This window comes from Mycobacterium sp. ST-F2 (genome assembly GCF_001905655.1).
Taxonomy (GTDB): Bacteria; Actinomycetota; Actinomycetes; order Mycobacteriales; family Mycobacteriaceae; genus Mycobacterium.
The window spans coordinates 93,931-113,520 of record NZ_JMHT01000007.1; the positions used below are offsets into that span (position 1 = coordinate 93,931).

Sequence of the window (19,590 nt, forward strand, 5' to 3'; positions counted from 1 at the left end):
TCATGGCTCCGAAGTTCGAAGACGTGTATCGCGAGAAGTACCTGCTGCTGACCACCTTCACCAAGGACGGCCGGCCCAAGCCGACTCCGGTCTGGGGCGTGCCGCACGAGGGCAAGCTGCTGATCAGCACCGACGACGGCTCGTGGAAGACCAAGCGAATCAAGAACACGCCGCGCGTGACCATCCAGAAGTGTGGCGCGCTGGGCAAGGTCAAGGGCGAACCGGTCGAGGCCATCGCCCGCAACCTGCCGAAGTCCGAGACCAAACGCGTCTTCGACATGGTGACCAGGCGCTACTGGTGGCACGCCTGGTGGTGGATCCCGCAGGCGATCATCCGCGGCGGTGTCGAGAAGGTGCACGCGGCCATCGAGGTCGAGCCGCTTCCCGGCGGCTAGGAACCAATTCCGGCGTTCCGGCGTTGTCCAGGGCATGGCGATGCGACTGTTTCTGGTTTATGCCTTGGTCGAGGTCGCGGTGCTGGCAGCCCTGGCCTCGACCATCGGTGTGGCGTGGACGCTGTTGGCCCTCCTGGCGACGTTTGCCGCCGGTCTGGCCATCGCCGGCACGCAGATCACCCGGCATTTCAGCAGGTTGTCCGAGGCGCTGAGCGCCCGATCCGCCGACCCGACGCTGGCCACCGACAGTCTGCTGGTGGCCCTCGGCACGGTGCTGGTCGTCGTTCCCGGGCTGGCCAGCTCGGTGCTCGGGGTGCTCATGCTGGTGCCGTTCACCCGGCGCGCGGTGCGGCCGGCCGCAAAAGCGCTGTTCAGCCGCCAGCTCACCCCGATGGACTTCCCGACGCAGGTGATCTACATCAACCACGACGAGCGCTACCGCGGCCGCGGCGACTACATCGACGGTGAAGTGATCGACGTCATCGACAGCTCACCGGTCGCTGTGCAGCGGTAGGCCCGCGCAGCGGACTAACGTCTCACCTTCGTGACGACATTGATGGTGGGTGGCCGGATCCACAGCCCCGCGGCGCCCGATGCCACCGCGATCGCGATCCGCGACGGAGTGGTGGCCTGGCTCGGTTCCGATGACGTCGGCCGGGCGCTGCACCCCGACGCGACGGTCGTCGACCTCGAGGGCGCGTTCGTGGCCCCGGCGTTCGTCGACAGCCACGTGCATCTGACCGCCACCGGCCTCACCGAGACCGGCCTGGACCTGCGTACCGCCACCTCACTGCCGCACCTGCTGACGCTGCTGACCGAGCACGCCGCGAAGAATCCCGACGGCGTCGTCTGGGGCCACGGCTGGGACGAATCAGGCTGGCCCGAACGCGCCACCCCGACCACGGCGGACCTCGACGGCGTGCTCGGCGGCCGCCCGGCATACCTGGCCCGGGTCGACGTGCACTCGGCCGTCGCATCGACCGGCCTGCGGCAACTCGTCCCCGGACTGAGCGACACGGCGGGCTTCTCCGCGCAGGGGCCGCTGACCGCCGACGCCCACCACCGCGTGCGGGCCGCGGCCCGGAATCTGCTCAGCGCGGCGCAACGCCGCGACGCCCAGCGCGCCGCGCTCGACCTGGCCGCCCGCAACGGCATCGTCGCGGTGCACGAGTGCGCGGGCCCCGAGATCGGCGGCCTCGACGACTGGACCGACCTGCGCGCAACCGAACACGGCGTCGACATCGTCGGCTATTGGGGCGAGGCCGTACACGACGCAGCCGGTGCCCGAGAACTGATGGACCGGACCGGAGCCCACGGCCTGGCCGGTGACCTCTTCATCGACGGTGCCCTGGGCTCCCGGACCGCCTGGCTGCAGCAGCCGTACTCCGATGCGCCCAGCTGCTGCGGCAACACCTACCTGGACACCGACGCCGTCACCGCGCATCTGTTCGCGTGCACCGAGGCCGGCATCACGGCAGGCTTCCACGTCATCGGCGACGCCGCGGTCGCGGCCGTCGTCGAGGCCCTGGACCGGACGGTGACGGCTTTCGGGGCGCCCGCCGTGGCGCGCTGCGGCCACCGGCTCGAGCACCTCGAGATGGTGGACGCCGAACAGGCGCGACAGCTGGGCGCGTGGGGTGTGGTGGCCAGTGTGCAGCCGAATTTCGATGCGCTGTGGGGCGGCGCCGACGGCATGTACGCCCAGCGTCTCGGTGTCGATCGAGCACAGGGTTTGAACCCGTTTGCGCTGTTAGCATCCCAAGGCGTGCCCCTCGCCTTCGGTTCGGACAGTCCCGTCACCAGCATCAACCCGTGGGAATCCGTGCGCGCCGCCATCAGTCACCGGACTGCCGGGAGCGCCATCTCGGCGCGGTCGGCGTTCCTGGCGGCCACCCGCGGCGCCTGGCGGGCCGGCGGCGCCCGCGACGGGATGACCGGGACGTTGGTGCCGGGTGCTGTCGCGTCGTACGCCGTGTGGCAGGTGCCCGGCGGCGCCGACGCCCTCGACGTCACCGCACCGGCCGACGCCGTCCAGCGCTGGTCGACCGATCCGCGGTCGCGGGTACCCGCACTGCCTCCGCTGGGTCCTGACGACGAGCTGCCGACCTGCCTGCAGACCGTGCACCGCGGTGAGCTGATCCATGGCTGAGGGCACCGGAGAAGTAGAAGAAGTAGAGGAAGAGGCAGGGGCGCAGGCCGAAGCGCAGCCGGACGCGCCCGAAGCCGCCGAACAGCCACAGGGGCCCGGCCGCGGCGCGCGGATGGTCGCGCGTCTGCGCCGGTTCTTCGAGCCCCGGTTGGTCCGGCTGGCCGCGGCCGTCGTGGCAGGTCTGCTGCTGTGCGCGAGCTTCCCGCCGTTCGACCTCTGGTACCTGTCGTTCCCCGCGCTGGCGCTGCTGGCCTGGGTGCTGGTCGACGAACGGACTACTCCCGCAGGCGGTTTCGGCTACGGCATGCTGGCCGGCCTGGTGTTCTACGTGCTGCTGCTGCCGTGGATCAGCAATTTCGTCGGCCCGGTGCCGTGGCTCATGCTGGCGGCCCTGGAGGCGTTCTTCGTGGGCGTGTTCGGGCTGACCGCGGTTCTCGTGCGGCGCCTGCCCGGCTGGCCCCTGTGGTTCGCCGCGCTGTGGGTGCTGGCCGAATGGCTCAAGTCGACGGTGCCGTTCGGCGGCTTCCCGTGGGGCGTCGTGGCGTTCAGTCAGACCGACGGACCGTTGCTACCGCTCGCGCAACTCGGCGGTGCGCCGCTGGTGTCGTTCGCCGTGGCGCTCATCGGATTCAGCCTGACGGCCATCGTGCTCGAGGCGGTCGAGCATTGGCGTCATGATCACCGCACGGGTGCCGCCGCTCCGCCGGAGGTGTTCGTCCCGGGCATCTGCATCGTCGTCGTCCTGCTGCTCACCGTCCTGGCCTGGCCGCACGTCCGCAAGGCGGGTGCCGGATCCGGTGACGACCCCGCCATCAACGTCGCCGCCGTCCAGGGCAACGTGCCGCGCCTGGGCCTGGACTTCAACGCCCAGCGTCGCGCGGTGCTCGACAACCACGTGCACGAGACCAAGGAGCTGGCCGAGGACGTCCGCGCCGGCCGGGTACCACAGCCGACGGTCGTGATCTGGCCGGAGAACTCGTCGGACATCGACCCGCTGGTCAACTCCGACGCGGCGGACCTGATCTCGGCCGCGTCGTCGGCGATCCACGCGCCGATCCTCGTGGGCACCGTGCTGGCCGCGCCGGAGTACACCCGGGACAACCCGGTCACCACCAACTCGGTGATCGTGTGGGACGGCGCCGAGGGGCCGGGGGACCGCCACGACAAGGCGATCGTCCAGCCGTTCGGCGAATACCTGCCCTGGCGCAGCTTCTTCCGGCTGCTGTCGCCGTACGCCGACCGCGCCGGGTTCTTCGTCCCCGGGAACGGCTCCGGCGTCGTCACCGCCGCCGGTGTGCCCGTCGGAGTGACGACCTGCTGGGAGGTCATCTTCGACCGAGCCGCCCGGCAGTCGGTGTTGAACGGCGCGCAGTTGTTGGCGGTCCCCGCCAACAACGCCACGTTCGACGAGCCGATGAGCCTCCAGCAGCTGGCGTTCGCCCGATTGCGGGCCGTCGAACACGACCGGTACGTCGTCGTGGCGGGCACCACCGGCGTCAGCGCGATCGTCGCGCCGGACGGTCATGTGCTCGAGCGGACCGAGTTCTTCCAGCCCGCCTATCTGGACCGTCAGGTGCGCTTGAAGACGGATCTGACCCTCGCCACGAGGTGGGGACCGGTCATCAACGTGGTGCTCGTCGGGGTCGGCGTTGCGGCTCTTCTGACAGCCATGCTGCACAATAGGAAGCTCACGCGTCGCCGCCAGGCGGATGCGGAACATCAGGACGGCAGCGCAGCCGCTCCCGATGGCGACACCGTCACCGAGAACGAACAGGGGTAATGACCATGGGCGAGGACCGTCCAAGTCAGCGCACGCTGGTCATCATTCCGACCTACAACGAGCGCGAGAATCTGCCGTTGATCGTCGGCCGGGTGCATGCCGCCCGTCCGGACGTGCACGTGCTCGTGGTCGACGACGACAGCCCTGACGGCACCGGCCAGCTGGCCGACGAGCTGGCGCTGGCCGATCCCGACCGCGTGCATGTCATGCACCGGGCCGGCAAGGGCGGCCTGGGGGCCGCCTACCTGGCCGGGTTCGCCTGGGGCCTGGGCCGCGGCTACAGCGTGCTGGTCGAGATGGACGCCGACGGCAGCCACGCGCCCGAGGAGCTGTACCGCCTGCTGGACGCCGTCGACAACGGTGCCGACCTGGCCATCGGTTCGCGGTACGTGCCGGGTGGCGCCATCCGTAACTGGCCGCATCGCCGGCTGGTCCTGTCCCGCACCGCGAACACCTATGCGCGGGTGCTGCTGGGCGTCAAGATCCATGACATCACGGCCGGCTACCGCGCGTACCGGCACGACGTGCTCGAGAAGATCGGCCTCGACGACGTCGATTCGAAGGGTTACTGCTTCCAGATCGACCTGACCTGGCGCGCCATCAACGCGGGCTTCACCGTCGTCGAAGTGCCCATCACGTTCACCGAGCGCGAACTGGGTGTGTCGAAGATGAGCGGGTCGAACATCCGTGAGGCCATGTCGCAGGTGGCGAAGTGGGGCATCCGCGGCCGGCTGGACCGGGCCCGCGGCATCGTCCGGTAGCCGACACCAGGCATGAAAAAGCCCCGCCGCGAGGCGGGGCTTTTTCGTCTGCGCAATCAGCCGCGGCGGCGGGTCTTGATCAGCTCCAGCCGCTCCTTGAGCAGCTCTTCGAGCTCCTCGATGGAACGACGCTCGAGCAGCATGTCCCAGTGCGTACGCGGCGGCTTGACCTTCTTGGGCTCGGGGGCGTCACCCTCGAGCAGGGTGCCTTCCATGCCGTTCTTGCACGCCCAGGTGCCGGGGATTTCCGCGTCGTCGGCGAACGGAACGTCGAATTCCTCGCCGTTGTCGGTGCGGTAGCGGGCCACCTGACGCGGCGCCAGGTCATGGTTACGGTCGGTCTCGTAGCTCACGGCTCCGAGGCGACTGCCTCTCAGGACACGATCAGCCATCGTCAATCACTCCCTTGGTATAGCGACAGGGAATCAACGCAGGCCAGCGCCGTGAAGTTCCCGACTCGGTTGTCCATGATACCGGGGTTCTGGCCGGCGACGGATACAGTCACGACCGTGAGGCGGACATGAAGCGCTCGAAGGCCCAACCGTGCCGGTGGTGTGGCCGCGAGGTGGCCGACGCCGGCATGGGGCGTCGTCGCCAGTACTGCCGTCAGTCGTGCCGCCAGCGGGCTTATGAGCAGCGGGCCATGGTCAAGGGGACCAACCTGGCGGAGGATGCAGTGGTGCTCAGTGCCGAGGAAGCGGCGGCCCTCTCGGACCGCGTTTATCAGGTACGGTGTGCGGCCGAGGACGTCGCGACCGCCGTTGCCGAAGGCGCCGGACCCACTGAATTGAAAGAGCTCTGCGAGGTGCTGCTGCAAGCCGCGAAAGACGCCGACGGCTGGCGTTAGGGCCGGCGCAGTGGCCAGAAAGAACTAATGCATGACTGACGACCGTCGGCGGATCCATAAGCCGACCAAGTTCCTGGGCCGTGGCTTCGAGGCGTTCCATGACGTCGAGGACCCGGTGCAGGACAGCCGCATCGCCCACGAGACGGCGGCGGCGCTCCTGGAGCGGGTGCGGACGTACCCCGATCCCGATGTGGTGTCACGGCTGGTGGCGTACACCGACGAGCACGGCATCGAAACCATCGCCGAGTTGTGGGCGGGAGCGGGCGCGCGCAGCCTGCCCGGTGCGCTGTGGCGGGTCTACCTGCTGCGGCTGTCGATCCGCAACGATCCGTACTCGGCCAGCCTGATGTTCGGCCGCGGCACTGAGGTGCTGCATTCGATCGACCCCGTGGTCGCCGGTGCCGAGACGCCCGTCGGGCCGACGGAGATCCGGGATCTTGCCGATCGCATCCTGCGCGGCGTGTTCGAGGGCGATTTCGCCGTCGCACTGGAGCGTGCGGCAGCGTATTGCCGGGTGAGTGCGGCGGGCTGCACGAGCCTGGCCGAGGATGCGACGACGACGGCGCCGGAGCGCGCCGCGGAGCTGACCGATCGGGCTGTGACATTCACCCGCATCGCAAACGAGCTGCATGCCGCAGCCGGGCTGTGGCGCAGCGATTCGCTGGATTGACGAGAAGTTAAAGCCAGACCGCAGAACGCCTCTCGGCGGTAGGCCGCTCTTGGCGGCGAAATTTGGGGCCCGGGGTTACTGCGGCCTGGCGGTGTTCACTCTAGCGGATGTTCGGGTGGGGTGAGCAATTCCGTGACGGGCGACACGGGGCGTCGACGCCGCCCGCCGGGCTCGGGTGCGAGACCGGATCGGGAGTGCGAATGACGCATATGGGATTGACCCCAATGACCGCAGCACACCGGCCTGGCGGGCTTAGTGTGTCGGCGTGACAGACGTCGGTGGTGACCTGCAGCAGTGCCTACCCGAGGTACTGAAGGAGCTGTTCCTGTTCGAGTCGTTGACGGACGAGCAGCTGGCGCAGCTCTGCCGCGCCGGTCACATCGAGGTCTTCGCCCCGGGGCCGGTCATCACCGAAGGCGACCCCGTCACACCGCTACGGGTTCTCATCGATGGCGAGTTGGTGCTCTCCAAGCGTGCCGGCGGCCGGGAACTCGAGATCGATCGAACGTCGCAGCCCGGCGTCTACTTCGGTGCGCGGTCGGCGTTCAGCCCCGTCGGTCATGACCGGAACCGGTTCTCGGTGCGGGCCACCCGGCGGACGCGGTTCTTCGTCATGCCCGCCGACGAATTCGGTGCCTTCGTCAAAAGTCAGTTCCCGATGGCTGTGCATCTCATCGATGGACTGGCGGAGACCGCGGAGAAGCAGCACCGCGTCGCCGACGAACGGGACCGGATGTTGGCGCTCGGACAGCTGTCAGCCGGGCTGACGCACGAACTCAACAACCCGGTGGCGGCCGTCGTCCGCGGCGCGACCGACCTGCGCGGCCGGCTTGATGCTCTCCTGGTGCCGCTGGTGGACAGCGAATTCGACAGCGCGGCACTGACTTTCCTGGCCGGGGCGCAGGTCGACGTGGTCGCGAAGGTGGCCGCTGCGTCGGGTCGGAGGCTATCGGCGATGCAGGCGAGCGACCTGGAGGACCAGGTCGGTGACTGGTTGTCGAGCCGGGGGATCGCGGACGCGTGGGATATGGCGCCGACGTTCGTCGAGGCCGGACTGGACTGTGACTGGCTCGAACAGCTACTGCCGGGTGACCAGCAGCCGTACTGGTTGCCGCGAGCCGTGACGTGGTTGCGGCACCGGGTCGAGGCCGAACTGCTGACGCATCAGGTTCATGATGCCGCACAACGGATTTCGGGCCTGGTCACCGACGTCAAGCAGTACACCCAGCTGAACAGCGCGCCGTTCCGGTTCGCGGACGTCGACGCACTTCTGACCAGTACCCTGCGGATGTTCGCCGGCCGGATCGGCGCGGGTACTCCGGTCGAAGTGGTCACGGACTTCGGCCCGTCGATACCCGAACTGCTTTGTCATCCAGCCGAACTCAATCAGGTGTGGACGCACCTCATCGAGAACGCCATCGCCGCCATGCGGCCTGCCGGCTCGGGGAGACTCACGGTGCGCAGCCGATCCGAGGACGATGCGGTGCGGATCGAGATCAGCGACACCGGCAGCGGAATTCCGGCCGACATCCGCGGGCGCATTTTCGACCCGTTCTTCACCACCAAACCGCTCGGTGAAGGTACCGGCCTAGGCCTGCATCTGGCCCGGCAGATCGTTGTCGACCGGCACGGCGGGGAGCTGTTCGTGGCCTCACAGCCGCGCGATACCACGTTCGTCGTGCGGCTTCCGCGACAACCAGCGCCAGAGGACGGAGAGGGACCATGACGACGGCGTTCGTGCTGTCCGGCGGGGGCAGTCTCGGCTCCATCCAGGTCGGCATGCTGCTGGGTCTGGCCGAGGCCGGCATCAAGCCGGATCTGATCGTCGGCACCTCTGTCGGCGCCCTCAACGGCGGGTGGATCGCCGGGAGGTCCGACCACGATGGGGCCCTGGCGCTGGCCGATCTGTGGCGGACCCTGTCGCGCCGCAAAGTGTTCCCGACCAGCCCGAGTATGGGGCTGCTCGGCTTTCTGGGGCGCCGGCCGCACCTGGTGTCCGATATCGGGATCCGCACTCTGTTGCAGCAGAATCTGCGGTTCCGGCGGCTGCAGGACGCGCCGACGCCACTGCATGTGGTGGCCACCGACGTGCTCTCCGGGCAGGACGTCCTCCTGTCGTCGGGCGACGCTGTCGACGCGATCGTCGCCAGCGCTGCCATCCCGGCGGTGCTGCCGCCGGTCCGGATCGGCGGACGCGATCTGGTCGACGGCGGCGTGGTGAACAACACGCCGCTGTCCTATGCCGTGGAGCTGGGCGCGACCGAGGTGTGGGTGCTGCCGACGGGATATTCGTGTGCCATGCCGCAACCGCCGCGGGCCGCATTGGCCATGGCCATGCACGCGTTCACGCTGGCGATCAACAGGCGGCTGGCCACCGACGTCGAGCGGTTCGAGGGATTGGTCGACCTGCATGTGGTCCCGCCGCTGTGTCCGGTGCGGGTGTCGCCCGTCGACTTCTCCCGCTCGGGTGAACTCATCGAACGATCCCTCGAGTCGACGCGGCGCTGGCTGCCGACCACCCGTCCCGAGGTGGGGCAGGCCGAACTGCTGGAACCCCACCGCGACTGCGGCTGAATCCGTCGTGCTCCTCGCGTGCGCGGGGCCTACTTCAGCACGTTGACTGCGCGGGCGATGACCAGCGCCGTCGTCGAGATCGACACCAGCGACTGCAGCGTCATCATCATCTTGGCCCACCGCGACAGCGGCATGGTGTCGGTGGGGGAGAACGCCACGACGTTGGTGTAGCTCACGTACAGGTAGTCGACAAACGTTGGGCGCCAACCGGGTTCGGCGTTCTGCGGATCGCTCATCTGGGGAAACTGGAAGTCCGGGTACGGGTCGTGGCCGGCCCTCCGGGCAAACGGCCCGCCACGGTCCAGCTCCCAGAACCAGATGCCGAACACGATGACATTGGTGATGAAGATCGCCGCGCCGCTGCCCAGCAGCAGTCCGGCATTGTTGGACACCTGGCCGGACAGGATGTGGACGTCGAGCACGATCGCGGAGGTGGTGTTGTCCGCGGTGATAGCCGCGGTCAGCACCCACATCGACCACTTACCGACGGTGGTCTCCCGGGACATCCGCACCGGGTTGATGACCATCAGCACGACCACGAGCAGCAGTTCGAGGCCGATCAGCGGCCAGCGGGGCACCACGGTGTACTGCTCGGGGACGGCCCATTGCAGCAGAACCGCGCCGAGGACGGCGGCGATCACCGGCAGCCGGTTCTCCGGCGCGCCGGGCCGCAGCCAGGACGGTACGTGGTGTTCCGCGCTGCTCGTCAGGCGGTGGGTGCGCTCGACGAATGTCCTGACCGCCGGCGGCAATGGTTCTGGAGTGGGGTCCATGCGCTCAGTTTTGCACCGAGATGACACCATTAGACGGTGTCTGCCGAGCTGAGCCAGGGAACCCACAGGACGTCGCCGCTTGCCGCGGCCGACATCGATGCGGCTGCCCGGCGAATTTCCTCGGTGGTCACCCGCACCCCGCTGCAGTACAGCGACCGGCTGTCGGCGCTGACCGGCGCCCAGGTGTACCTCAAGCGTGAGGACCTGCAGGCGGTGCGCTCGTACAAGCTGCGCGGTGCCTACAACCTGCTGATGCAGCTCTCCGGCGAGGAGAAGGCCGCCGGTGTCGTGTGCTCGTCGGCCGGTAACCATGCCCAGGGCTTCGCGCTGGCCTGCCGCTCGATGGGTGTGCACGGCCGCGTATACGTCCCGGCCAAGACGCCGAAGCAGAAGCGGGACCGCATCCGGTATCACGGCGGCGACTTCATCGAGCTGATCGTCGGCGGTGCCACCTACGACATGGCCGCCGAGGCGGCGCTCGAGGACGTCGCCCGGACGGGCGCCACGCTGGTCCCGCCGTACGACGACCTGCGCACCATGGCCGGTCAGGGCACCATCGCCGTCGAGATCCTCGAACAGCTGGATGTCGAACCCGACCTGGTGATCGTGCCGGTGGGCGGCGGCGGTTGCATCAGCGGCATCACCACCTACCTGACCGCGCACACCAACGCGACCGCCGTGCTCGGGGCCGAGCCGGCGGGTGCGGCATCGATGATCGCGGCGCTCGCCAAGGGTGAGCCGGTGACGCTGCAGCATGTCGACCAGTTCGTCGACGGGGCCGCGGTGGCCCGGGCCGGGACGCTGACCTACGCGGCGCTGGCCGCGGCCGGCGATATGGCGTCGGTGACGACGGTCGATGAGGGCGCGGTCTGCACCGCGATGCTCGATCTGTACCAGAACGAGGGCATCATCGCCGAGCCCGCGGGCGCGCTGTCTGTCGCGGCGTTGATGGAGAACGGCGTCGAGGCCGGTTCGACGGTGGTCTGCCTGATCTCCGGTGGCAACAACGACGTGTCGCGTTACGGCGAGGTGCTCGAACGGTCGTTGGTGCACCTGGGCCTCAAGCACTACTTCCTGGTGGACTTCCCGCAGGAGCCCGGCGCCCTGCGGCGGTTCCTCGACGAGGTGCTCGGGCCCAACGACGACATCACGCTGTTCGAATACGTCAAGCGCAACAACCGGGAGACCGGCGCGGCGCTCGTCGGCATCGAACTCGGCTCGGCCGCCAACTTCGACGGGCTGCTGGAGCGGATGCACAACTCGGGCATCCACGTCGAGCCGTTGGAGCCGGGGTCGCCGGCGTACCGGTACCTGACCTAGGGGCGTCGACGGAGGATCGCGAAGCTGTGGCCGGGCAGTGTCGTGGCGTTTGTCCCGATCTGCGGCTCGGCTGAGCTCAGGACCGGCTCGCCGGCGACGGGCACGACGACAGGCTGCTCGCCGAGGTTGCACACCACGGCGAACGCCCCACGATGCATGACGATCCAACGGTCGGCCTCGTCGAACTCGACGCGCAGGTGGTCCAGCCACGGGTCGGCGAAGTCGGGCTCGGTGCGCCGCAACGTGATCAGGTCGCGATAGAGCTGCAGCAGCCGGGCGTGCTCGCCGGTGCCGACCTCGTCCCAATCGAGTTTGGAGCGCAGGAACGTCGCGGGGTCCTGGGGATCGGGGATGTCGTCGGCGGCCCAGCCGTGGTCGGCGAACTCCGCCTTGCGTCCTTCGGCCGTCGCGCGCGCGAGTTCCGGTTCGGGATGTGAACTGAAGAACTGGAACGGTGTCGACGCGCCCCACTCTTCGCCCATGAAAAGCATTGCCGTGTAAGGGGAGCCGAGGACCAGCGCGGCCTTGACGGCGAGCTGCCCGTAGTCGAGATTCTGCGACGGGCGGTCACCGATGGCCCGGTTGCCCACCTGATCGTGCGTGCAGGTGTACGCCAGCAGTCGGGTGGCCGGAATCTGCCCGGTGTCCAGCGGCCTGCCGTGCCGGCGCCGCCGGAACGACGAATAGGTGCCGGCGTGGAAGAAGCCGTGGGCCAGTGTGGTGGCGAGGGTCTGCATTGACCCGAAATCAGCGTAGTAGCCCTGCCGTTCGCCGGAGACCGCGGTGTGGATGGCGTGGTGGATGTCGTCGTCCCACTGCGCCGCCAAGCCATAGCCGCCCCGGTCGCGTGGGGTGATCAGGCGCGGGTCGTTGAGATCGCTCTCGGCGATCAAAGACAGTGGTCGGCCCAATTCTGCTGCCAGCAGGTCGGTTTCGGTGGCCAGCTCTTCCATCAGGTGTATGGCGGTGGTATCCACCAGCGCGTGCACCGCATCCAGCCGCAGACCATCGATGCCGAAGTCCCGCATCCAGCGCAGCGCACAGTCGATGATGTAGCGGCGCACCGCGTCGGAATCGGCGGCGGCGATGTTGATGGCCTCGCCCCACGGGGTACGGCCCGCCGTCAGGTACGGCCCGAACTTGGGCAGGTAATTCCCGGACGGGCCAAGGTGATTGAACACGGCGTCGAGCAACACGCCCAGGCCGCGCCGGTGGCAGGCGTCGACGAACCGGACCAGACCCGACGGGCCGCCGTAGGGTTCGTGCACCGCGTACCACAGCACGCCGTCGTAGCCCCAGCCGTGGCTGCCGCTGAACGCGTTGACCGGCATCAGTTCGACGAAGTCGACGCCCAGGTCGATGAGGTGGTCCAGTCGCTCGATGGCGGCGTCGAAGGTGCCGGCCTCGGTGAACGTGCCGACGTGCAGCTCGTAGATGACCGCGCCCGCGATGGCCCGACCGGACCAGGGAGCCACGGGCTCGGCGGGCCACAGCTGTGAAAGTCCATGCACGCCATCGGGTTGTCGCGGTGAGCGCGGGTCCGGTAGTGGATCGGCGCCATCGAGGATGAAGCCGTATCGCGCGTCGGCCGGGACGTCGACGGTGACGCGCCACCACCCGTCGTCGGACCGCGACATCGGGTACCGGGCCCCATCGGCCTCGAGGGTGACGACGTCAGGTGTGGGGGCCCACACCGAGAATTCGTGATCAGGCACGGGCCTTCTCCAGCAGCGCCCCGGGCAGTTCGGCGAACAGCGCGTCGGCGGTCACGGTGCCGGACCAGGTCCGGTCGGTCAGCCGGTCGGTCCACTCGCCCTCGGGCAGCGCGATAGCGGTGTCGGCGCAATCGGATTGGTCCAGCTTGAGCGTCCACCGGGGCACGACCACCAGCACATCGGAACCGCGCAGGAAGGCGATGACGTGGTCGGCGGCAGGCCCCTCGGCGACGATGGGGGTGTAGTCACCCGACAGGTAGGTGTCCGGCCGTTCCCGGCGGGACCGCAGCGCTGCCGAGACCACCCGAATCTTGGGGTGGCTCAAGGCCGTCAGTTCCGTCTGCCGGCGCGCGAAATCCACCGGACGACGATTGTCGGGGTCCACCAGGCTGTCGTCGAACAGTTCGGTGCCCTGGTAGACGTCGGGGATACCCGGCACTGTCAGGGCCAGCAGCTTCTGGGCCACGGCATCGCAACGCGCGGCCTCATCGAGTTGCCCGACGAACGCGGTCACCTCATTGGCCACCGGCCCGTCGAGTAGGGCGTCGATCCAGTCGCTCACGGCCCCTTCGAACTCGCGGTCCGGCTGCTCCCAATCGGTGTGGAGTTCGGCCTCCCGGATCGCCTTCTCGGCGTAGGCGTGCAGCCGCTCGCGGACGCTGTCGTCGACGTCGCCGGACACCGGCCACATGCCGATGATGTTCTGCCACAGGAACAATCCGGTGCCCTCGTCGGGCGGTAGGCACACTGTGTCCCAGCGCTTGACGCGCTGCGCCCATCGGTCGGCGCACTGCGACAGCACCGTGATGCGGGCCCGCACATCCTCGCTGCGCTTGGTGTCGTGCGTCGACAGCGTCACCATCGTGGCCGGCCAGTCCCGTCGGCGCGCGGCGGCCCGCTGGTGAAACTCGGCCGTGCTCATCCCGAACCGTTCGGGGGTGCCCCCGACCTCGTTCAGCGACACCAGCCGGGCGTCGCGGTAGAACTGGGTGTCCTCGACGGCCTTGGCGGTCACCGCGCCGCACAGCTGCTGCAGCCGCGCGGCAGGCTCGGGCTGCTGCAGTGCCGTGGTAACCAGCTGTAGAGCAGGTGCCAGTTCCGGTGCTGCGCCGGCGGTTTCGCTGATGGCCTCGGGCAGCACCGCGGACAACACCCGGTAGTCGGTGCGATACACGCCGACGCGGCTGACCACTTGGGCGATGGCGGTCGGTAGCGCGGGATCGTCGGTGCCGGTCACCCGCACGATCGCGCGACACAGCCGGGACAGCTCACTGGCCAGGGTCTCGGTGGCGACCTTGACCTTCAATTCCCGGACGTCGCATCGGGTCTCGCGAGCCAGCTCCGTCAGCACATCGGCGCCGTCCGGGTCGACGAACAGCCCGCCGATGTCCCGCAACACGTCATAACCGGTGGTGCCGCCGATGGGCAGGCTGGGTTCCAGCGGCTCGTCGGCGGCGAGGATCTTCTCGGCGACGATCCACGCGTCGGGGCCGGTCAGCTCGCGTAGCCGACTGAGATAGCCCGCGGGATCGGTCAATCCGTCGATGTGGTCGACGCGCAGTCCGTCGACCAGGCCTTCACGGAACCAGCGGCCGATCTCGGCGTGGCTGGCGTCGAACACGTCCGGGTCCTCCTGGCGCACCGCGGCCAGCGAGGTGATCGAGAAGAACCGCCGGTAGCCGCAGAAACCGGACTGCCAGCCCGTCAACCGATACGCCTGCCGGGCGTAGACCTCGGCGGCCGTGCCCGCGCCGGTGCCGGGCCGGATCGGCCAGGACCGGTCACCCAGCCGGAGCACGTCACCGTCGACGGCGAGGTCGTCGACGTCGGCGTCGGAACCCAGCACCGGCAACACGATTCGGCCGTCGGGGTCCAGGTCCCAGTCGATATCGAAGTATGCGGAGAACCGAGACGAACGACCGTGCGCCAGGACGTCCCACCACCACGGGTTCTGCTCGGGCCGTTCGACGCCCACGTGGTTGGGCACGATGTCGACGACGAGCCCCATGCCGCGCGCGCGTGCCGCCGCGGAGAGCCGGGCGAAGCCCTCGGGCCCACCGAGCTCCGCCGAGATGGCCGTCGGGTCGGTGACGTCGTAGCCGTGCGTCGACCCGGCGACGGCGGTCAGCACCGGTGACAGATAGAGATGCGAGACGCCGAGATCGTCGAGATAGGGCAGCAGGGCCAGCGCGTCGTCGAAAGTCATGCCGTCGCTGCGCATTTGCAGTCGGTATGTCGATGAAACAGGCACGGCGTTCACGCCGTCTTACGCAACACCAGCAGCGAGCGGGCCTGCAGTGTGACGGTCTCGCCGGCACCCGCCACGAGCTCTGTGTGCCCGTGCGGGTCAGCGGTGTCCAGCGCCGCCGCCCATTTCTCGCCGTAGTCCTGGCCGGGGATCACGAAATCCAGCGCCTCGTCGTGGGCGTTGAAGCACAACAGGAACGAGTCGTCGGTGACCCGTTCCCCGCGCGCGTTGGGTTCGGGTATCGCGTCGCCGTTGAGGAACACCGAGATGCTCTTGCCGAAACCGGAATCCCAGTCTTCGAGCGTCATCTCTTCTCCGGCGGGGGTCAGCCATGCGATGTCACGGACCTGCCCGCTGCTCCGAACCGGTTGGCCGGCCAGGAACCGGCGCCGCCGGAAGACGGGATGCTTGCGCCGGAAAGCCACCACGGTGCGGGTGAATTCCAACATGGCCGAGTTGGTCTCGAGCATGGTCCAGTCCATCCACGCCAGCGGGTTGTCCTGGCAGTAGACGTTGTTGTTGCCCTGTTGCGTGCGCCCGATCTCGTCGCCGTGGCTGATCATCGGAGTACCCTGCGACAGCATCAGGGTCGCGAAGATGTTGCGGCGCTGCCGTTCCCGTAGCGCGATGATCGCGGGATCGTCGGTCGGGCCCTCGACGCCGCAGTTCCAGGAGCGGTTGTGGCTCTCGCCGTCCCGGTTCTCCTCGCCGTTGGCGTCGTTGTGCTTCTCGTTGTAGGACACCAGATCGGTCAGCGTGAAGCCGTCGTGGCAGGTGACGAAGTTGATGCTCGCGCTCGGTCGCCGGCCCGTCGCCTCGTACAGATCCGAGGAACCGGTCAGTCGGGAGGCGAACTCGCCCAGGGTTGCGGGCTCGCCCCGCCAATAGTCACGCACAGTGTCGCGGTATTTCCCGTTCCACTCGGTCCACAAACCTGGGAAGTTGCCGACTTGGTAGCCGCCCTCGCCGACATCCCACGGCTCGGCGATCAGTTTCACCTGGCTGATCACCGGATCCTGTTGCACCAGATCGAAAAACGCCGACAGCCGGTCCACGTCGTAGAACTCACGGGCCAGCGTCGAGGCGAGGTCGAAGCGGAAGCCGTCGACGTGCATCTCCAGCACCCAGTACCGCAGCGAATCCATGATCAGCTGCAGGGTGTGCGGGTGGCGGGCGTTGAGGCTGTTGCCGGTACCGGTGAAGTCCTTGTACAGCGACGGATCGTCGTCGTCGAGCCGGTAGTACGCGGCGTTGTCGATGCCGCGGAAATTCAGCGTCGGGCCGAGGTGGTTGCCCTCGGCGGTGTGGTTGTAGACGACGTCGAGGATGACTTCGATGCCGGCTTCGTGGAACGCCTTCACCATGGTCTTGAACTCGGCCACCGCACTGCCGGCGTGCTGGTTCCAGGAGTACTGGTAGTGCGGCGCGAAGAAGCCGAACGTGTTGTAGCCCCAGTAGTTTCGCAGTCCCAGGTCAAGGAGCCGGTGATCGTGCAGGAACTGGTGCACCGGCATCAGCTCGATGGCGGTGACGCCGAGGGACTGCAGATGCTCGATGATCGCGGGATGCGCGAGGCCGGCATAGGTGCCGCGCAGTTCCTCCGGGATGGCCGGGTGCGTCTGCGTCATGCCCTTGACGTGGGCCTCGTAGATGACGGTCTCGTGATAGGGCGTCCGCGGCACGCGGTCGTTGTCCCAGTTGAAGAACGGGTTGATCACCACGCTGGTCATGGTGTGCCCCAACGAATCGACACCGGGGGGCTCGCCGACGGCCGACGGCTCGGCCATGTCGTACGAGTACAGCGCCTGGCTGAAGTCGAAGTCGCCGTGGAACGACTTGCCGTAGGGATCGAGCAGCAGCTTGCTCGGATCGCAGCGGTGCCCCGCGGCCGGATCCCACGGGCCGTACACCCGGAATCCGTAGCGCTGCCCCGGCGTCACGGCCGGCAGGTAGCAGTGCCACACATAGCTGTCGACCTCGTCGAGATTGACACGTTCCTCGGTGCCGTCCTTGGCGATCAGGCACAGCTCGACGCGCTCGGCGACTTCGGAGAACACCGAGAAATTGGTGCCGGACCCGTCGTAGGTGGCACCGAGCGGATAGGCGCTACCCGGCCAAACGCCGACAACCATGAAGGCAGCTCACCACCAGCCGGTGGCAGCCCCGACCTGGCGGCCGAGCTCGCCGGTCATGGTGCGCATGTAGGTGGCGGACAGGTGATGAGAGTCGTGGTACAGCAATACATTTCCCTCCACAGCGCGGCAGATGTCAGGGCGGCACACCGCGTCACTCATGTCGAGCGGTTTCAGCAGAGGAAACTGCGCGACGAAATCGAGGGTCGGGTTGTGGTCGGACAGTACCTCGGAGCGGGAGATGCCGCAGGATGTTGAATTACCGCCGCTGGCAAGGCAGTCGGCCGGGAAGAAGGGTTTACCGTCCCGGACCAGCCACGGGGTGTCGCGCATGGCCAGGATCGGGATGTTCGCGTCGGACAATCGCTGCCAGATCCCGATGTAGGTGCCGGGCATGACATCGCCGGATTTGATGTTCCAGGGGCGGGTCGAGGTGGTGAAGACGAAGCTCGGGCGGTCGGCCACCAGTTTCGGCATGACCAGTTCGTTCCACTCGTAGCACTTGGGGTACGGCCGGTTGTCACCCATCACCAGCGGGTTGGGCTCGGTCGAGAGCGGACAACCCATCTTCAGGTAGGTGACCACCTTGAAGTGGTAGCGCTTGCCGAGGATGTCCAGCGCGGTGATCCAGTGCTCGGCGTGCGAGCCGCCGGCCAGCGCCACCGTGCGGGTGGCGGCGGTGTCGCCGTAGGAGCAGTTGCGGATGGACAGGTCGTCGAAGTCGGCGATGCAACTGTCGGCCGTCGTCGCCGGCACGTCGTCCTTGGCCTCGAGCACGGTCGGGCGGAACGGCAGCTTCGGCAGCTTCACGTGGTGCAGCAGCGAGCGCGCCCCCGGGTAGTCGACGGGGGACAGCGTCGCGAGTTCCTTGCCGTTGGCCCGTTCGGTGTTCATGTGCTCGCGCCACGTGAACGCCGTGGCCGTCAGCGTCACCCCCATGAGGGCGACGAGTGTCCCCAGGACGGCAGTGGGGCGGCGCAGCCGCTTCCCGAGCGGAACGTCAGGCGTACGTACCGGCCGGCGCAGCGGGTTCTCGACGTAGCGGGTGGTCAGCCATGCCAACACCCCGGACACCAGCAGGACGGCGGCACCGTCGGCCAGATGTGCCCGGCTGTGGCCGCTGAAGGCCAGCCAGAAGATGAGCAGCGGCCAGTGCCAGAGATACAGCGAGTACGCCATGGCGCCGAGGGATACGAACGGGCCGGTGGCCAGGAGCCGGTTCGGCGCGGGCAGTCGCTCGGTGTGGTTCGCGGCGCTGAGGATGAACAGCATGGTCGCGCCGACCGGGATCAGCGCCCACGGCCCGGGGAACTCGCGCACGCCGTCGATCAGCGCGCCGCAGGACAGGATGGCCGCCAGCGCGACCAGCGACACGATGTTGCGCAGCCACATCGGCCACCGGACGGACGGCACCAGCGCCCCGACGAGGGCGCCGAGCAACAGTTCCCAGCCGCGCGCGAAGCTGTTGTAGTAGGCGCTGACCTGGTCGGCCTGGTGGGCGACCATCGCGTAGCAGAACGACGCGACCGTCAGCACGCTGAGCAGCGCGATGAACGCAGGCCGCAGCCGGTCGCCGAGCCGGCGCCGGAACAGGTACGCGAAGCCGAAGATCAGCGCCAGGAACGCGACGTAGAACTGGCCCTGCACCGACATCGACCACAGGTGTTGCAGCGGGCTGACGGATTCGCCGGCCCGCAGGTAGTTCGACGCCGTTTCGGCCAGTTCCCAGTTCTGGTAGTAGCCGAGGCTGGCCAGGCTCTGGTCGGCGAAGGTCTCCCAGCGCGTTTCGGGCTGGATCAGGATGGTCAGCACGGCGCCCGCGGCCAGGACGACGATCAGCGCGGGCAACAGGCGACGGGCGAGCCGACGCAGCTGCGGCGCGGGGGACAGCGACGTCCCCGGCGTCAGCGCGAGCCGCAGGAGTTTGCCGCCGAAGAAGAAGCCGGACAGTGCGAGGAAGACGTCGACGCCGCCGGAAACCCGGCCGAACCAGACGTGAAAGGCGGCGACCATGGCGATGGCGATGCCGCGCAGACCGTCCAGGTCGTGGCGGTAGAACCCGCTCGGGGCAGTGCCCGCAGCCGAGTCCGCACCGCCGTCGAAGACGTGCGCGGCGTTGCCCGACCCGGGCTGCGACGCCGGCCGCGGTGCTGCAAGAGTCGTCATGTTCGGCTGTCAATCTACCCAAGATCCAGGTCTGGTTCATGTAGCGGCGAGTCGAGTGCC

General features: G+C 68.3%; 16 protein-coding genes. 10 read left to right on the forward strand and 6 right to left on the reverse strand.

Features of this window, described 5'->3' with window-relative positions; genetic code table 11:
• The first annotated feature begins 2 nt into the window (after nucleotides 1-2).
• From EB75_RS04025 to EB75_RS04045, 5 genes are read left to right on the forward strand one after another with little or no spacing between them, the layout of a single operon-like run.
• A complete protein-coding gene (locus EB75_RS04025; protein ID WP_020103186.1) occupies nucleotides 3-395 on the forward strand; it encodes a PPOX class F420-dependent oxidoreductase in 393 nt (130 codons plus the stop codon).
• A gap of 34 nt (nucleotides 396-429) precedes the next feature.
• Nucleotides 430-909: an FxsA family protein gene (locus EB75_RS04030; RefSeq protein ID WP_073694189.1), complete on the forward strand. Its 480-nt coding sequence runs from the start codon at nucleotides 430-432 to the stop codon at nucleotides 907-909.
• A gap of 30 nt (nucleotides 910-939) precedes the next feature.
• Nucleotides 940-2,544 carry an amidohydrolase gene (locus EB75_RS04035; RefSeq protein WP_073694190.1) on the forward strand — a complete coding sequence of 535 codons (1,605 nt, stop codon included), beginning with the start codon at nucleotides 940-942 and terminating at the stop codon, nucleotides 2,542-2,544.
• Nucleotides 2,537-4,324, forward strand: a complete 1,788-nt coding sequence (lnt, locus tag EB75_RS04040; protein ID WP_073694191.1) for an apolipoprotein N-acyltransferase — start codon at nucleotides 2,537-2,539, stop codon at nucleotides 4,322-4,324. Before EB75_RS04035 ends, lnt begins: the two co-directional genes overlap by 8 nt.
• The gene (locus tag EB75_RS04045; protein WP_073694192.1) at nucleotides 4,324-5,085 is read left to right on the forward strand and encodes a polyprenol monophosphomannose synthase; all 762 of its coding nucleotides are present in this window, start codon (nucleotides 4,324-4,326) and stop codon (nucleotides 5,083-5,085) included. Before lnt ends, EB75_RS04045 begins: the two co-directional genes overlap by 1 nt.
• Nucleotides 5,086-5,141: 56 nt before the next feature.
• Here EB75_RS04045 and EB75_RS04050 read toward each other — a convergent pair whose 3' ends face one another.
• On the reverse strand, nucleotides 5,142-5,477 hold the full coding sequence (locus EB75_RS04050; RefSeq protein ID WP_073694193.1) for an RNA polymerase-binding protein RbpA: 336 nt from the start codon (nucleotides 5,475-5,477) through the stop codon (nucleotides 5,142-5,144).
• A 128-nt stretch (nucleotides 5,478-5,605) separates the two neighbouring features.
• Between EB75_RS04050 and EB75_RS04055 the strand changes: the two genes are divergently transcribed.
• From EB75_RS04055 to EB75_RS04070, 4 genes are all read left to right on the forward strand, one after another.
• Nucleotides 5,606-5,932 carry a hypothetical protein gene (locus EB75_RS04055; protein WP_073694194.1) on the forward strand — a complete coding sequence of 109 codons (327 nt, stop codon included), beginning with the start codon at nucleotides 5,606-5,608 and terminating at the stop codon, nucleotides 5,930-5,932.
• A gap of 31 nt (nucleotides 5,933-5,963) precedes the next feature.
• Entirely contained in the window at nucleotides 5,964-6,602 is a 639-nt protein-coding gene (locus EB75_RS04060; protein ID WP_073694195.1) for a DNA-directed RNA polymerase subunit beta, read from the forward strand.
• Between the two features lie 265 nt (nucleotides 6,603-6,867).
• A complete protein-coding gene (locus tag EB75_RS04065; protein ID WP_073694196.1) occupies nucleotides 6,868-8,328 on the forward strand; it encodes an ATP-binding protein in 1,461 nt (486 codons plus the stop codon).
• On the forward strand, nucleotides 8,325-9,176 hold the full coding sequence (locus EB75_RS04070) for a patatin-like phospholipase family protein (RefSeq protein WP_073694197.1): 852 nt from the start codon (nucleotides 8,325-8,327) through the stop codon (nucleotides 9,174-9,176). The genes EB75_RS04065 and EB75_RS04070 overlap by 4 nt, the downstream gene beginning before the upstream one ends.
• Nucleotides 9,177-9,205: 29 nt before the next feature.
• Here EB75_RS04070 and EB75_RS04075 read toward each other — a convergent pair whose 3' ends face one another.
• Complete coding sequence (locus EB75_RS04075; protein WP_286150077.1) at nucleotides 9,206-9,949, reverse strand: hypothetical protein; 744 nt, start codon at nucleotides 9,947-9,949, stop codon at nucleotides 9,206-9,208.
• 36 nt (nucleotides 9,950-9,985) lie between these two features.
• On the opposite strand from EB75_RS04075, the gene ilvA reads away from it, so the two are divergent.
• Nucleotides 9,986-11,269 carry a threonine ammonia-lyase IlvA gene (gene ilvA, locus EB75_RS04080; protein ID WP_073694198.1) on the forward strand — a complete coding sequence of 428 codons (1,284 nt, stop codon included), beginning with the start codon at nucleotides 9,986-9,988 and terminating at the stop codon, nucleotides 11,267-11,269.
• On the opposite strand, the gene treZ is transcribed toward ilvA, so the two are convergent.
• The 4 genes from treZ to sucT are packed head-to-tail and all read right to left on the reverse strand — an operon-like array spanning nucleotide 11,266 to nucleotide 19,530.
• Nucleotides 11,266-12,984 carry a malto-oligosyltrehalose trehalohydrolase gene (treZ, locus tag EB75_RS04085; protein ID WP_073694199.1) on the reverse strand — a complete coding sequence of 573 codons (1,719 nt, stop codon included), beginning with the start codon at nucleotides 12,982-12,984 and terminating at the stop codon, nucleotides 11,266-11,268. The two genes, ilvA and treZ, sit on opposite strands and share 4 nt — an antisense overlap.
• On the reverse strand, nucleotides 12,977-15,235 hold the full coding sequence (gene treY / locus EB75_RS04090) for a malto-oligosyltrehalose synthase (protein ID WP_073694286.1): 2,259 nt from the start codon (nucleotides 15,233-15,235) through the stop codon (nucleotides 12,977-12,979). Before treY ends, treZ begins: the two co-directional genes overlap by 8 nt.
• Nucleotides 15,236-15,240: 5 nt before the next feature.
• Complete coding sequence (gene glgX / locus EB75_RS04095; RefSeq protein WP_073694200.1) at nucleotides 15,241-17,364, reverse strand: glycogen debranching protein GlgX; 2,124 nt, start codon at nucleotides 17,362-17,364, stop codon at nucleotides 15,241-15,243.
• Between the two features lie 9 nt (nucleotides 17,365-17,373).
• A complete protein-coding gene (sucT, locus tag EB75_RS04100) occupies nucleotides 17,374-19,530 on the reverse strand; it encodes an acetyltransferase SucT (protein ID WP_073694201.1) in 2,157 nt (718 codons plus the stop codon).
• Between the last annotated feature and the right edge of the window lie 60 nt (nucleotides 19,531-19,590).

What these genes read in the sequence shown, in the direction of transcription:
- EB75_RS04025 (WP_020103186.1), top strand. Translation starts at nt 3, where the DNA reads ATGGCTCCGAAGTTCGAAGACGTGTATCGCGAGAAGTACCTGCTGCTG.
- EB75_RS04030 (WP_073694189.1), top strand. Translation starts at nt 430, where the DNA reads ATGGCGATGCGACTGTTTCTGGTTTATGCCTTGGTCGAGGTCGCGGTG.
- lnt (WP_073694191.1), top strand. Translation starts at nt 2,537, where the DNA reads ATGGCTGAGGGCACCGGAGAAGTAGAAGAAGTAGAGGAAGAGGCAGGG.
- EB75_RS04045 (WP_073694192.1), top strand. Translation starts at nt 4,324, where the DNA reads ATGACCATGGGCGAGGACCGTCCAAGTCAGCGCACGCTGGTCATCATT.
- EB75_RS04050 (WP_073694193.1), bottom strand. Translation starts at nt 5,477, where the DNA reads ATGGCTGATCGTGTCCTGAGAGGCAGTCGCCTCGGAGCCGTGAGCTAC.
- EB75_RS04055 (WP_073694194.1), top strand. Translation starts at nt 5,606, where the DNA reads ATGAAGCGCTCGAAGGCCCAACCGTGCCGGTGGTGTGGCCGCGAGGTG.
- EB75_RS04060 (WP_073694195.1), top strand. Translation starts at nt 5,964, where the DNA reads ATGACTGACGACCGTCGGCGGATCCATAAGCCGACCAAGTTCCTGGGC.
- EB75_RS04070 (WP_073694197.1), top strand. Translation starts at nt 8,325, where the DNA reads ATGACGACGGCGTTCGTGCTGTCCGGCGGGGGCAGTCTCGGCTCCATC.
- EB75_RS04075 (WP_286150077.1), bottom strand. Translation starts at nt 9,949, where the DNA reads ATGGACCCCACTCCAGAACCATTGCCGCCGGCGGTCAGGACATTCGTC.
- glgX (WP_073694200.1), bottom strand. Translation starts at nt 17,364, where the DNA reads ATGGTTGTCGGCGTTTGGCCGGGTAGCGCCTATCCGCTCGGTGCCACC.
- sucT (WP_073694201.1), bottom strand. Translation starts at nt 19,530, where the DNA reads ATGACGACTCTTGCAGCACCGCGGCCGGCGTCGCAGCCCGGGTCGGGC.